This is a genomic window from Nocardia violaceofusca NBRC 14427 (genome assembly GCF_963869435.1).
In the GTDB taxonomy this organism is placed as follows: Bacteria; Actinomycetota; Actinomycetes; order Mycobacteriales; family Mycobacteriaceae; genus Nocardia; species Nocardia aobensis.
Map to the genome: position 1 here is coordinate 127,616 of NZ_CAWMPM010000024.1, position 13,620 is coordinate 141,235.

At 68.8% G+C, this 13,620-nt stretch carries 13 protein-coding genes; 6 read left to right on the plus strand and 7 right to left on the minus strand.

Annotation, left to right across the window (positions count from 1 at the left end; all coding sequences use genetic code 11):
* Positions 1 to 91: 91 nt before the first annotated feature.
* From AC5592_RS20180 to AC5592_RS20205, 6 genes are all read right to left on the minus strand, one after another.
* Complete coding sequence (locus AC5592_RS20180) at positions 92 to 700, minus strand: TetR/AcrR family transcriptional regulator (protein WP_063065123.1); 609 nt, start codon at positions 698 to 700, stop codon at positions 92 to 94.
* 89 nt (positions 701 to 789) lie between these two features.
* Positions 790 to 1,512, minus strand: coding sequence for an ABC transporter ATP-binding protein (locus AC5592_RS20185; RefSeq protein ID WP_036500145.1), 723 nt, complete (start codon positions 1,510 to 1,512; stop codon positions 790 to 792).
* The gene (locus tag AC5592_RS20190) at positions 1,509 to 2,633 is read right to left on the minus strand and encodes an ABC transporter permease (protein ID WP_063065124.1); all 1,125 of its coding nucleotides are present in this window, start codon (positions 2,631 to 2,633) and stop codon (positions 1,509 to 1,511) included. Before AC5592_RS20190 ends, AC5592_RS20185 begins: the two co-directional genes overlap by 4 nt.
* A gap of 182 nt (positions 2,634 to 2,815) precedes the next feature.
* Positions 2,816 to 3,529, minus strand: coding sequence for an MBL fold metallo-hydrolase (locus AC5592_RS20195; protein ID WP_036500151.1), 714 nt, complete (start codon positions 3,527 to 3,529; stop codon positions 2,816 to 2,818).
* Between the two features lie 104 nt (positions 3,530 to 3,633).
* Positions 3,634 to 4,605, minus strand: coding sequence for a carbohydrate kinase family protein (locus AC5592_RS20200; RefSeq protein ID WP_036500154.1), 972 nt, complete (start codon positions 4,603 to 4,605; stop codon positions 3,634 to 3,636).
* A gap of 102 nt (positions 4,606 to 4,707) precedes the next feature.
* The gene (locus tag AC5592_RS20205) at positions 4,708 to 5,058 is read right to left on the minus strand and encodes a HesB/IscA family protein (protein ID WP_036500157.1); all 351 of its coding nucleotides are present in this window, start codon (positions 5,056 to 5,058) and stop codon (positions 4,708 to 4,710) included.
* A 312-nt stretch (positions 5,059 to 5,370) separates the two neighbouring features.
* Here AC5592_RS20205 and AC5592_RS20210 point away from each other — a divergent pair, with 312 nt between their 5' ends.
* The 3 genes from AC5592_RS20210 to AC5592_RS20220 all read left to right on the plus strand — a co-directional run bounded on the left by AC5592_RS20210 (position 5,371) and on the right by AC5592_RS20220 (position 9,125).
* On the plus strand, positions 5,371 to 6,039 hold the full coding sequence (locus AC5592_RS20210) for a DUF3043 domain-containing protein (protein ID WP_062999860.1): 669 nt from the start codon (positions 5,371 to 5,373) through the stop codon (positions 6,037 to 6,039).
* 235 nt (positions 6,040 to 6,274) lie between these two features.
* Positions 6,275 to 8,197 (plus strand): nicotinate-nucleotide--dimethylbenzimidazole phosphoribosyltransferase, encoded by a 1,923-nt coding sequence (gene cobT / locus AC5592_RS20215; RefSeq protein WP_084506918.1) that lies wholly within the window; start codon positions 6,275 to 6,277, stop codon positions 8,195 to 8,197.
* Positions 8,198 to 8,384: 187 nt separating this feature from the next.
* Positions 8,385 to 9,125 (plus strand): adenosylcobinamide-GDP ribazoletransferase, encoded by a 741-nt coding sequence (locus AC5592_RS20220; RefSeq protein WP_371507345.1) that lies wholly within the window; start codon positions 8,385 to 8,387, stop codon positions 9,123 to 9,125.
* Between the two features lie 77 nt (positions 9,126 to 9,202).
* On the opposite strand, the gene AC5592_RS20225 is transcribed toward AC5592_RS20220, so the two are convergent.
* Positions 9,203 to 9,481: a hypothetical protein gene (locus tag AC5592_RS20225; RefSeq protein ID WP_167331960.1), complete on the minus strand. Its 279-nt coding sequence runs from the start codon at positions 9,479 to 9,481 to the stop codon at positions 9,203 to 9,205.
* Between the two features lie 163 nt (positions 9,482 to 9,644).
* Here AC5592_RS20225 and AC5592_RS20230 point away from each other — a divergent pair, with 163 nt between their 5' ends.
* From AC5592_RS20230 to AC5592_RS20240, 3 genes are read left to right on the plus strand one after another with little or no spacing between them, the layout of a single operon-like run.
* A complete protein-coding gene (locus AC5592_RS20230; RefSeq protein ID WP_232329466.1) occupies positions 9,645 to 10,685 on the plus strand; it encodes an ATP-grasp domain-containing protein in 1,041 nt (346 codons plus the stop codon).
* Positions 10,686 to 10,723: 38 nt separating this feature from the next.
* Complete coding sequence (locus AC5592_RS20235; RefSeq protein WP_036500165.1) at positions 10,724 to 12,727, plus strand: hypothetical protein; 2,004 nt, start codon at positions 10,724 to 10,726, stop codon at positions 12,725 to 12,727.
* Positions 12,728 to 12,748: 21 nt separating this feature from the next.
* Positions 12,749 to 13,471 carry a maleylpyruvate isomerase family mycothiol-dependent enzyme gene (locus AC5592_RS20240; protein WP_063065126.1) on the plus strand — a complete coding sequence of 241 codons (723 nt, stop codon included), beginning with the start codon at positions 12,749 to 12,751 and terminating at the stop codon, positions 13,469 to 13,471.
* Positions 13,472 to 13,620: the final 149 nt, after the last annotated feature.

The following is a 13,620-nucleotide window of genomic DNA, read 5'->3' on the forward strand; positions in this document are numbered from 1 at the left end:
GCGGACTCGTACTCGTCCGGCGGGGTTCCGCACGATCACGGTAGAGCGGGGATGACCGCGTGCCGTCACACGTTGCGGTGAGATCGGCGGGCTAGGTGCCGCCGGAGGGGCGCGAGACGGACGCGGTGTGAACGAGGTACGGACTCAGCAACTCTCGGACGCTCGTCGCCACGGTGTCGACGGGAGTGTGGTTTTCCACCAGGCGGGAGGCGGTGTGGACGACGGCATTGATCAGTTCGGCGGTGGTGGCCGGATCGGGTGCGCCGAGTTCGGTCAGCGCGTCGAGCAGCGGTGTGCGGAGTTCGTCGTGGATGGCGCGGCCCTGGGCGGCGAGGGCGTCGGCGGCGACGTGGGTCGAAAGCCCTTGGACCACTGCGTGTTCGCCCTCGTCGACCAGTTCGAGGTTGGCCATCGCGTAGGCCAGGACCTTGCCGCCGGGGTCGCCGGCCGCGGCCATGCGTTCGGCGATCCGTGCGCTCCAGCGGGGGAGTGCGTCGGCCAGGACCGCCTCGAACAGTTCGTCTCGCGAGCCGAAATACTGATACACGCTGGGCCGGGCCAGACCGGCGCGGGCGGCCACCTCGGCGAGGGTAGGCGCCGCACCGGTCTGTTCCGAGAGGATCGCGCGGGCGGCGTCGAGGAGGGCACGTCGCTGCGCCTGCCGGTGTTCCGCGACCGTTGCCGCCTGAATTCTCGGCACGACACCTCCTTCTCGCACGACCGGGCCTGGGTCCGACCCTAGCGACAGTGCTATCACACCCCGTCGCGGTGACGGGGTGTGGCGCATGCTCAGCGCTCGGGAGTGAGGCGGCCGTCGACCATGTGCAGGACGCGGTCGCAGCGGTCGAGGATGTCGTGGTCGTGGGTGACCATGACGGTGGCGACCGCCGCCGCGCGGGTTTCGCGGGCCAGCAGTTCCACCACCTCCGCGCTGCGGGCGCGATCGAGGGCGGCGGTGGGCTCATCGACCAGCAGGACTCGCGGTGAGCCGATGAGTGCGCGGGCGATGCCGACGCGCTGGCGTTCCCCGCCGGACAGTTGCTCCGGACGCCGATCGGCCTTCGCGCCCATCCCGACCGCATCGAGCAATTCCTGCGGATCGCGCCGGGCACCGGTGAGCCGGGCGATCAGGCGCAGTTGATCGGCGGCCGTGAGCGCGGGCAGCAGGTTGCCCGATTGGAAGACGAAACCGATGTGGCGCAGGCGGAATCGGGTGCGGGCCCGGGCGCCGAGGGCGGCGAGATCGGTGCCGCCGATGCGGACCCGCCCCGCGTCGGGCGTGGTGAGCCCGCCCGCCACCGCGAGCAGACTCGATTTGCCCGAACCGGAGGGGCCGATGATCGCGACGAATTCCCCCGGCGTGACCGACAGGTCAATGTCGTCCAGCGCGGTCACCGTATCGGCGCCGTCGCCGAGGGTGAGCGCTACGCCGTCGAGTTCGAGGCCCGTCAGGTCGCGGTCGTGCGAATCGTCCTGTGCCGCAGCGGCTTCGTGTGTGGTGAACAGACTCATCGGTTGGCTCCCAGGGCCGCGAGGGGATCGATTCTGGTGACGCGCACGATGGCGGCGGCCGCGCCCAGCACGCCGAGCAGCACCAGCAGGCCGGCGCCGGTGGCGATGGCCGCGGGATCGAGGGTGAACGGCATACCGTGAATGAATCGGCTGCCGCCGACGGCGATCAGCACTCCGACGGCGGTCGCACCGACCAGCACCACCACGGCCTGAGTCAGTCCGTCCGCGAGCAGGAATCGCGTCGGTGCGCCGATCGCCCGCAACACCGCCAGTTCGCCCGCGCGCTGAATGGTCCACACCAGGAAGAACGCACCGACCACCAGTGCCGAGATCGCGTAGAGGAACACCTTGATCAGCGACATGGTCGCCATCTCCGCCGAGAAGCCGGGGGAGGCGTCGTAGGAGGCGGTGCGCGTCATGGCGGTCGTATCCGCCGCCGCGTCGCCGGCGGCCAGGTCGACAGTCGCACCCGGCCGCGCGCGCAGTGCCACGGCACTGGCCTCGCGGTAGGCCTGCTCCCGCACCTGCTCGCCCGGTTTCACCCCGGCATGGATCTGCTGCCAGGTACGCAGCGGCACATAGGCGACATCGACGTGGCCGAAGGTCTGCTTGCCCGCGGTGACACCGACGATCGTCAACGTGGTGCCGAGCCGATCGATCACGACGGTGTCGCCCAGTCGCGCACCCTTGTCGAGGGCGGTCGCGCTCACGACGATGCCGTCGGGCCGGTCCAGCCGTGCGCCCTGCGCCGGATCCGGGGCCAGGAACGACACCGGATCGACGCCGAACAGGGCGAAGTCGACCGCGACCCCACCCCCGGTCTTGGCGTTGACCAGCGTATTGCCGAAGGGCGCGGCGTCGGCCACGTCCGGCCGGGACCGCCACGCCGCGACCTGCGCGGTGTCGATCGTGCTGCGGGTGAACGCCGAGTCGGTCTTCGTGCCGTGCGCGAAGGCGAAGGCGTCGACGGGCAGAGCGCGCAGGCCGGAAACGCCGTCGTCGACCAGTCCGGACGACAGCCCGGACAGCATCACGGTCAGGATCGAGATGAGCGCGACCACGCCGCCCATCAGGCCGAATCTCACTCGCGCGTACCACAGTTCGCGCAGTGCCAGGAACATGACAACTCCTCACGGCTGCCGCCGGGCGGGCCGGCGGCGGGACAGCACCATCTTCCTGACGGTGCGTCGGTAAGATACCAACGCTGCGTCGGTAAAACTGCGCCGGGGTGGTGTATCTGCGCCGGAAATGCGAAAAGCCCTCTCGCGCAAGGCGAAAGGGCTTGTAGGGCGGGTGCGTGTGCTCAGCCGGGCATGAGCATATGCCACTGCTCCAGGGTGGTCGGGCGCATCACGTAGTTGTTCTCGCGCACCGACGACAGGGCCGCGCTGGGTTCTTCGGAGTACCAGTGGCCGGGGTAGACGACCGGGTCGCCGGACAATTCGGCCAGGTGGCGCAGGCTGCGGAACATGGCGTCGGAGTCGCCGCCGGGGAAGTCGGTGCGGCCGCAGCCGTCGACGAACAGCGTGTCACCGGCGACGAGCCGGTCCTCGAACAGGAAGCACTGGCTGCCCGGAGTGTGGCCGGGGGTGTGCAGGAATTCGATCTCGACGCCGCCGACGGCGAGAGTGTCACCGTGATCGTGGCCGGTCAGCTCGCTCGGGGCGATACCGGTGACGTTGGCGACCCAGGACAGTTCCTCGTGATTCACGTGCACCGGAACCTGCACCCGCTCGAGCAGTTCCCTCACTCCGCGCAGGGTGAAACCCATCATCGTGCCGCCGACGTGGTCGGGGTGGTGATGGGTTGCCAGCACGCCCGTCAGCCGCAGGCCGTCGGCCTCGGCGATATCGACCAGATCACCCGCCGCGTACGCGGGATCCACCACCACACATTCGCCGGACTCGCGATCGCCGATCAAATACGAGAAATTGCGCATTTGAGTGGCGATCGGGTCGCCGACGGCCCAGTCCCGGCCCGCCAGCAGCTGACGAAAATATAAACGATCGGATCCCATACGCACACCCTATTGTTCGCCGGCGAACTCCGCGCATCCGGACGCAATGTTGTGAATCCTCACGGCAGTGGGCCGCCGAATGGCTCGGTTCTTCGGGGACGGCGTCAGCTCAGCAGCGCGCCGAGTTCCTCCGCCGCCTCCGGTCCGTACGCGCCGCGCAACCGCCGCAGCGCGTCGTCGCGGTCGAGCGACCACTCCTGGGTGCCCACGGTCTCCAGCACGAGCACAGCGGTCAGCGAACCCAGCTGGGCCGAGCGCTGCAGGCTGAGTCCGGCGGTGTGCCCGGTGAGGAAGCCGGCCCGGAACGCGTCGCCGACACCGGTCGGGTCGACCTGCGAAAGTTCCGGCACCACTTCGACATTCACCTCGACACCGTCGCCGTCGACGATCAGCGCGCCCTTGGCGCCGAGGGTGGTGACGCGAATGCCGACCCGGCGGCCGATCTCCTCGGGGGACAGGCCGGTCTTCTGCAGCAGCAGGCCCCACTCGTACTCGTTGGTGAAAAGGTATGTGGCGCCGTCGATCAGGGCGAGCGCCTGGTCGCCGTCGAGGCGGGCCAGCTGCTGGGAGGGGTCCGCGGCGAACGGGATGCCGAGCTTGCGGCACTCCTCGGTGTGGCGCAACATCGCGTCGGGATCGTTGGCGCCCACCAAAACCAGGTCCAGCGAACGGTTTTCGGCCACCTCGGCGATCGAGATGTCGCGGGCCTCGCTCATCGCGCCGGGATAGAACGACGCGATCTGGGCCATCGTCTCGTCGGTGGTGCAGACGAAGCGGGCGGTGTGCGCGGTCTCGGAGATCCGTACCGCCGAGCAGTCGACGCCGTGGCGCTCGAGCCAGTCTCGGTACTCGCCGAAATCGGGGCCGACCGCGCCGAGCAGCAGCGGGTTACCGTTCAGCAGACCCATCGCGTACGCGATGTTGCCGCCGACACCGCCTCGGCGAATCACCAGATCGTCGACCAGAAAACTCAACGACACGTGCTGCAACTGATCGGCAAGCAGGACGTCGGAGAATTTCCCCGGAAATCGCATCAAATGGTCGGTCGCGATGGAAGCGGACACAGCGATGGTCACGAAGCCCGGTCCTTGTCTGTCGAGGGCGGAATCAGCTTTACCGTACCGTGTGCACGACACGGCGCGGAACCTCCGCAGAGATTCCGCGCCGGGTGCAGATCGTCAGTTGAAGCTGTCGCCGCAGGCGCAGGAGCCGGTGGCGTTCGGGTTGTCGATCGTGAAGCCCTGCTTCTCGATGGTGTCGACGAAGTCGATGGACGCACCCTGGACGTAGGGGGCGCTCATCCGGTCGACGGCGAGCTTGACCCCGCCGAACTCGGCGGTCAGGTCACCGTCGAGGGTGCGATCGTCGAAGAAGAGCTGGTACCGCAGACCCGCGCAACCGCCCGGCTGCACCGCGATGCGCAGCGCCAGATCATCGCGGCCCTCCTGGTCCAGCAGCGCCTTCGCCTTGGACGCGGCGGCGTCGGTCAGGATCACACCGTGGGTGGTGGTCTCGTTCTGCACAGTCATGAAGTCTCCTCGCAGACCCTCGTTACCCGTGAACGTTGTTTCCGTGAACAGCGCACGGCTCGGTAGCTGTCAACGCCACGTCGCGGGTGGCTATTCCAATCTTGCCACTGCGGGCGACGGTGCGGGCCCGTCGGCCCCGGAATTGCCGGTTGTCGGCGGCCGGACGTGCGAATCGCCACACCCGTGAGGCGTGTCGCGGGGTGCAGACCGCCCGGTCGGAGCCGGTTTGCCGGTATGGGTGGTATGACCGATCACACAGGTCTGCGGAGACCGTGTTTCCAGGCCGGTATGCCATCCAATAGCCTGGTCGGCGTGAAGTTCCTGCGCCGTGGCGATGCCAGCACCACCGACGACCACGTCGACGACACGTCGGCCGCGACCGACGACGACACGGCCACGGCAGCGCAGCGGCCCGCACCGACCGCCGGTAAGGGCCGGCCGACGCCCAGACGTCGCGATGTCCAGGGCAGACGTCGCGGTCCGGTTGCGCCCGCGCCGCTGACCGCCAAGGAGGCCCGTGCCCGGCGCAAGGCCACCCGCGGCAACCGCGAGGAACGCAAGGTCGCCTCGGCCGAACGCCGGGCCGCGGCCGCCGATCGCCGCGCCCGGATGCTCGCCGGTGAGGACAAATATCTGCTGCCGCGCGACCGCGGCCCGGTCCGCGCCTACGTCCGCGACCTGGTCGACGCCCGGCGCAACCTGGTCGGACTGTTCATGCCGCTGGCGCTGGTGCTGATCCTGACCATGTTCCTCACGCCGCAGGTACAGGCCTACGTCACCCTCGCGATGATCGTGATGATGCTGTTCATGGTCGCCGAGGGCTTCGTGATCGGCCGCCTCATCAACAAGCGGGTGAGCGAGCGCTATCCCGACGACACCACCTCGAGCTGGTCGCTGGGTTGGTACGCCTTCGTCCGCGCCTCCCAGATCCGGCGTATGCGCGCGCCGAAGCCGCGGGTTTCGCCCGGCGACGCGGTCTGAGTCCGGGTTGTTCCGTGCGAGGGGGCACGATCGCCTTCTCGCGGACAGTCGCGTGTTCGATTGGCGGCGCGGTCGGAAGCGCGGGGGCGGCTGTCGTGTGCTTCCGGTCGCGCGGTCTCCGAAGTCGCGGCTGTGGGGAAAGGGACTCGGGCGGCGCGATGTGCTGCGGGCTCGGGGTAGGCGATGGCTCGGGTAGGCGAGGGCTCGGGTGCGGGCCGATTGGTACCGTGCTGACGTGGTGAACGATGCTGCGGGCGGCCGAGGGCTGCGGACGCTGGTGCTCGGTGGGGCGCGCTCGGGGAAATCCGCCTATGCCGAGGAGGTGGCCGGCGGCAGCGGACCGGTGCGCTACGTGGCGACCGCGGTTCCCGATCCCGCCGACGCGGACTTCGCCGATCGTATTGCCGCCCATCGCGTCCGGCGCCCCGGCACCTGGCATGTGGTGGAGGGCGATCCGATCACCGTGCTCGGTGATCCGGCGCCGGTGACGCTGATCGACGACCTCGGTACCTGGCTGACCGCCCGCATCGACGCGCGCGCGGCCTGGGAATCGCCGCGCGGAACAGTCGGCCCCGATATCGACGCGCTGGTCGCGGCGGTGGCCGGCTACGCGGACCGCCTGCTGATCGTGAGCCCGGAGGTCGGGCTCGGTGTGGTTCCGGCGACCGCGTCGGGACGACTGTTCCAGGACGAGATCGGGACGCTGAATCAGCGGCTCGCGGCGGTGTGCGACGAGGTCGTGCTGGTCGTCGCCGGAGTGCCGGTCGTGCTGAAGGGCGCGGAAGCTGCGAGCGCATCCACCGGACGCGGGATCGGGGCCGCCTCTGCGGCGGCCGCGGCAGCCGGAGTGGCAGGTGGTGCGGCGGAACGGGTTTCGGCTTCGGACAGCGCTGATACTGTGGGCCGGGAGCATCCTTTCCACGGTTCCGGGTTCGCCGACTCCGCTGCGGCGGAAAGGGCTTTGGCATCCGGTCACGAAACCGACAGCGCCGCTGCGCCGACCGGATCGAATGACGCGGGCGCCGGAGCTGCCGCCGGCTCGCCGGCGGGCTCGACTCCGCGTGGCCTCGCCGAATTCAACGGCACCACACCGGCATTCGGCCCGGTCGCCGCGCCCGATGCGCGCGTACGGGCCGAGGCCGAGCAGCGGCAGTTGCAGTTGACCAAACCGGCGGGGGCACTGGGCCGGTTGGAGACACTGGGCAATTGGGTGGCGGCGTGCCAGGGGGAGTGCCCGCCGCATCAGTTCCGGCGCGCCCGGGTCGTGGTGTTCGCCGGAGATCACGGCGTGGCGCGACACGGGGTGTCGGCGTATCCGAGTGAGGTGACCGCGCAGATGGTCGCCAACTTCCTGGCCGGTGGGGCGGCGGTGAACGCGCTGGCACGACTGGCCGATGCGACCGTGCGCGTGGTCGACATCGCGGTGGACGCCGACACCGATCCGTCGGTCTCCACGCACAAGATTCGCCGCTCCAGCGGCGCCATCGACCGCGAGGACGCCGTCACCGAAGCCGAACTGTACGCCGCGCTGGCCGCGGGCCGCGCGATCGCCGACGAGGAGATCGACAGCGGAGCCGACCTGCTGATCGCCGGCGATATGGGTATCGGGAACACCACGCCCGCAACGGTTCTCATCGCCACCCTCACCGATACCGAACCGGTGGTGGCGATCGGCCGCGGCACCGGCGTCGACGATGCCGGATGGATGCGCAAGGCCTCCGCGATCCGCGACGCCATGTGGCGCGCGCGCCCGCACCGCCAGGACCCGTTCGCGCTGCTGCGGATCGCCGGTGGCGCGGATTTCGCCGCCACCGCGGGCTATCTCGCTCAGGCCGCCGCCCGGCGCACGCCGGTGATTCTCGACGGTGTGGTGGTCACCGCCGCCGCGCTCATCGCCGAGATGCTCGCCCCCGGTGCGAAGCGCTGGTGGGTGGCCGGGCATCGGTCCACGGAACCGGCGCACCCGCTGGCGCTCGCCAAGCTCGACCTGGAGCCGCTGGTCGAGCTGAATATGCGGCTCGGTGAAGGCTCCGGCGCGGTGAGCGCGCTGCCGCTGCTGCGCGCGGCCGTCGCCGCACTGTCGGAGATGTCGACCTTCGGCGAGGCCGGGGTCAGCACCGCCGAAACCGATTCGGCCGCACCGGAAGTCGTGTCCTGAACGAGGTGGGTGGTACCTGCCCGCCCGGTGCGCCGGATGCCGATGCCGGTCGACGCGCGCGGCACCACTCACCGAGCCGGTCGCGTGGCCGGAGCGCGGTCCCGGTGCATTCGGTCCGTGGGCGTCGCGGCATCTTCGTATCCGGCGTCGTGGAACGCGCCGTGCATGTCTCGAGGTCCGGGCGATGATCGCGGCGGCTCGGCTCGCGCTCTCGTGGCTGACGGTGCTGCCGGTGCGCGGACCCGAAACGGTCGACCGCACGGCGGCGGCGGGGGCGATCGCGGCCGCACCGGTGGTCGGGGCGGTGCTGGGTGCGGGCGCGGCCGGGTTGCTGTGGGTATCGACCTGGGCGGGAATGAGTTGCGCGCTCGCTGGTCTCGTCACCGTCGGCGCGCTGGGGTTGGCCACCCGCGGAATGCATCTGGACGGGCTGGCCGACACCGCGGACGGGCTCGGCAGTTACGGTCCGCCGGAACGGGCCCGGGAGATCATGAAGAGCGGCGGGGCGGGGCCCTTCGGGGTGGCCGCGTTGATCTTCGCGATCGGCATTCAGGCGCTGTCGTTCGCCGCCCTCGCCGAACACGGCCGCTGGTTCGCGGTGGGGCTCGCGATTGCGGTCGGGCGGGTCGCCGTCGTCCTCGCCTGCCGCGGGTATGCGCCTGCTCCCGGCGCCGCGTTCGGCGCGCTGGTGGCGCGCACGCAATCGGTGGTGACACTGGCGGTCTGGACTCTCGTCGCGCTCGCCGCCGGCGTTGTCGCCGCGCCCGCGCGGTGGCTCGGGCCGGTCGCGGTTGCCGTAGCTCTGGGCGGCGTGGCTTTGCTGGTGTGGCATTGTGTGCGGCGTTTCGGCGGGCTCAACGGTGATGTGCTCGGCGCCGCCGTCGAGGTGACCGTCGCGGTCACCGCCGCGGTGCTGTCGGTGTCCTGAGCTCCGGCCGGATCGCCGGGGCGGCCGTACGTCCTTCTCCGTCCCGGAAGATGACGACCAGCGAAAATGATTGTGTATCAATAACGCAACGGCGTTGCCCCTGTTTGGGAATGAAACATCGGGGTATCCGTGGGCAATGACGGTGATAGAGCGGATCGCCGTTGTTGCCGCCCGCCGACGATGCCGAGCGCACGCGCGGCGATACCGGAGCCCGCCGAATTCGCAGCCCCGGTGTCGAGCGCAGGACCACCGCGCGACAAGACGACCTCGCGATCGACGAACGGTGCACCGAGGTCGAAGAGGGGAGCAGGTTTGTCGATTTCATCCCGTGAATCGAAGCGCAGGAACCCGGACAAAGGCTTTGTCGCCCTGCTGGGTTGGAGCTTGAACGCAGTCGAAGCGGTGGACCGATTCGATCGGCGCTATGTCGTGGTGGCTCCGGAGTGGGCAGAGGAGTATTGCACCGAGCACGAAATCCCCTATCTCTGCTGGAATTTCGAGCGGCTCAACGACCGGTCGATGGAAATCGCGGAGACCCTGAAGGAGATGGGCGTCGACGTCGCCATCCCGATCTTCGAGGAGACCGTGGAATGGGCGGGCGCGATCAATTCGGTGCTGCTGGACAATCCGCGGCTGCTCGGCCAGGCCATGCTGCTGCGCGACAAATCGCTGATGAAGCGGCGCGCGCAGCTGGGCGGTATCCGGGTGGGCATCTTCGAGGAGGCACACGAGCGTGACGACGTCATCCGGTTCCTCAAGCGCGTCAACCAGACCCTGCTCAAACTCGACGGCGATCCGAACGACCCGATCCACATCAAGGCCTTCGACAAGGCCGGCTGCCTCGGTCACCGCGTGATCCGCACCCCCGACGAGATCGACGCGATCCCCGACGACGAGTTCCCGGTGCTGATGGAATCCCATTTGGATGGCTGGGAATTCGCGGTCGAGGCGTGGATTCACGACGGCAAGATCCGATTCCTCAACATCTCCGAATACGTGCGGCTCGGCTACTCCGTCTTCGTCCCCGCGACACCGGAACTGGAGAAGTATCGTCCGGAGATCACCCGGCAGGTGGAAAAGCTGATCAAAACCTTCGATATCGAATTCGGGTTCGTCCACCCGGAATACTTCGTCACCAGCGACGGTGAGATGTATTTCGGTGAGGTCGCTTATCGCCCGCCCGGGTTCAAGGTGTTCGAATTGCTGGAGCGCGCATACGGTTTCAACGCCTATCACGCGCTGGTGCTCGCCTTCGATCCGAAGACCACCGAGGAGGAGATCGTGGCGTTCTTCCCCCGCGAAGTGGTGGATGCGAAAGGACATGCCGGTTCGTTCGGCGTCTATCCGCGGCGGCGGGTGGTCAGCCGGTTGTCGATCCCGGAGGAGACGGAGGATCACGAATATTTCGAAACCCACGAACTCACCGCCCCACTGGCGGAAAAGGTCACCAAGCGAACCGCATTCGGCAATCACTGGGGCCTGCTGTACTTCTTCGGCGAAGACCCGTACGCTCTGCGGGACCTGCTGAAGCGACAGGAAGAACTCGACTTCTACGTATGACTCCTTCTCGGCAGGAATGGATCACGGGAGGATCCTGATTGACTCCACTCGGCAGCGACGACGACACTCTGGACAGGCGTCTCGCCACGCTGGACGAAGCCACCCGAATTCTGGGCGACACCAGCGATTTCGGTAAGCAGGTGAAGCTGTCCAGGGTGCTGGGTGCGCTGCGGCGGGTGCTGCTGCTGCCCGGCGGCTGCGCGGCGGTGCGGGCGCGGGCGAGCGGGCTCGAGGCGGCCGGGCTGTTCCTCGGCACCGACTGGGCGCATCCGGAGATCCTGATTCCCGCGTTGAGTGTGGGTTCGCTGCGCAGCGCCAACGCCGACACGATGGTGCTGGAGACGGTGAGCGATCTGCGGTTGCTGGCGGTGGCCAAAGGTGATTACCCGCATCCGTCGGTGAGTGCGGAACAGGCGCTGGGGCATCTGTCGCAGGTGCTGGCGGTCAATCTGAGCCTGCTGTTCACGCCGCCGAGCGAGGCCGAACGCGAACAGCAGGGGCGGATGGCGCGGGTCTCGCGGGAGCTGCTGCATCATCTGGTGGAGGAAATCGGGTACGAGAAGGTGCTCGAGCATCTGGTCGACGAGATCTGGCGGATTCTGCGCCAGCGTCCCATCCAGGTCGAGCAGGTGAAGCGGATGATCACGCAGATCGCCGTCGCCCGCAGCAATCCCGATATCGATCTCGGCGCCGCCGGGCTGGGCGCGGACCGGCTGATCAGCAGCCTCTACGGCACCACCGACGCATGCCGGGAGGATCCGGGCGTGGAGGTCTACCGCACGCGCCTGGAAAGTATGGACGACAGCGCATTGCAGTACGAGGCAACGGGTTTCGCGCGTTCGATGCACGACACCGGGCTGGTGTCGCCGTATCACGCGGTGCTGCTGCGGTTCCTGCTGACCAAGGGCGAATATCTGCTCGGTGAGGCGCTGGGATTGTCGAGCACCGGGCGCGACAGCCTGCTGTGCTACCACGAACTCGTGCGCAACCTGATCGAGGAGGCCGTGCACGTCGAGACCGCGCAGGGCATCTACGGGCTCGCGCTGCTGCTGGAGCGGGGGATTCTGTATCAACCGCCGGTCGCGCCCGCGCTGTGGCGGCAACTCGCGCTTCCGGTGTCGCCGCGTTCGCGGGAACGGCTGCACGAGGTGTTCGGCCCGGTGCCGGACGCGCGGGCGCGGCTGCTGTCCGGGATGCTGTCGATCCTGGGTCTGCCGCTCGGCGTCGGGCAGGGTGACAATCCGACCTGCCAGTCGGCGCGCGCCCTGTCGATGTGGGCCTACAACGATCCCGACTACCTGTTGCAGACCGTGGCGTGGGCGGCCCGCGACGACGAGATCGTCATGCATTTCGAGGGGCAGCCGATTTCCTCGCTGGAGGCGGGGGCCGGGGTGGCGACCACCCTGCCGATGGATCTGGACCCGGTATCACTGCTGGTCGTGCCCCATCTCGACCGGATCTACGCGGAGATGGGCCGGCGTTGCGTCGGCCGCGAGGGGGACCCGCATCGGTGGATCAACCCCGAATTCCACGGCTGGTGGTCCGGGCGCGGATTCCGTATCAACGTCGATGTGGATACCGGGCGGCTGATCGACGTCGACGAATTCCTGCGGCACTTCTACGCCAGCTACCACCCCTTCTACAACGGCAATCAGCCGCTGATCCACCCGCAGCCGGCCGGCATCGCGGTCACCGACAGCGCCGCCCGGTTCGTCGGCTGGCACGCGATCACCGTCCTGCGGGTCAGCCTCGATCCGCAGGACACCATGCGGGTCTACTTCTACAACCCGAACAACGACAGTGGCCAGGACTGGGGTGACGGCGTGGTCGTCGGCACCGCCGGGCACGGCGAACGGTTCGGGGAGGGATCGCTGCCGTTCGAACAGTTCGCGTCGCGGCTCTACATCTTCCATTTCGATCCGCTCGAACGCGGCGAACCGGCCGCGGTGGAGCGCGCGGAACTGGATCGGGTCGTCGGCTACATCCACCGCAGCTGGGGTGCGGACCGGCTACCGGAGATCGTGAGCGATGCGCCGTCGTGACGCGGCGGATAGGTTGCGTGCATGGACGATTCACGGTGGCTGGCGGCACTCGTAGCCGAGGGCGACGCGATCGCCGCGATACCGCGGGACGCGTACGGGGCGCCGGTGGCGGCCTGTCCCGGATGGGATGTGGCGCGCCTGATCTCCCACGTGGGCCGGGTGCATCGGTGGGCGGCGGGATTCCTGCGCGGCGACGACGCGCCGGTTCCCCGCCCCGACGGTGAGGACCTTTCGAAGTGGTATCGCGAGAGCCGCGATCTGCTGCTGCGACAGCTGGACGGGATGGATCTCGACGGCGAGGTCGACACCTTCCTCGGCCGGCGGACCGTGCGGTTCTGGCTGCGGCGACAGGCCCATGAGACGGCGATGCACCGGTGGGATGCGCAGGACGCGGTGCGGCCCGGCGCGGCGGCGCCGATCGACGCGGACTTCGCGGGTGACGGCATCGACGAATGGCTGCACGTCTTCGTCCCACGCTTCCTCGCCCGAGTCGATGTGCCCGGCGAACTCGTCGGGACCGCAACGCAATTCGTTTGCACCGACCTCGACGGCCCGCCGTGGACGCTGCGCCTGACCCATCCGGAACCGACGATCGACTACGGCGCGGCGGCGGCCGATACGGTTCTGTCCGGCAATGCGGCGGACCTGCTTCTCACCGTGTGGCATCGGCGGCCGGCCACGCGAGCCGAGTCCACCGACGCCGAATTGGCACGCCGGGTGCTGGATCTGATCCATGTCACGTAACAGTTGGGCGGCGGGGCCGTCTCGCTGCCTACGGTGTTCAGAGCCGGGCCGATGAGCGACGGCGTTGTGTGCGGCGTGACGGGTGCGGTGGGGGATGTGCGGGCAGGACAGGTGACCGGCGGTGATGTGGGCCGAGCCGTTCACGTCGG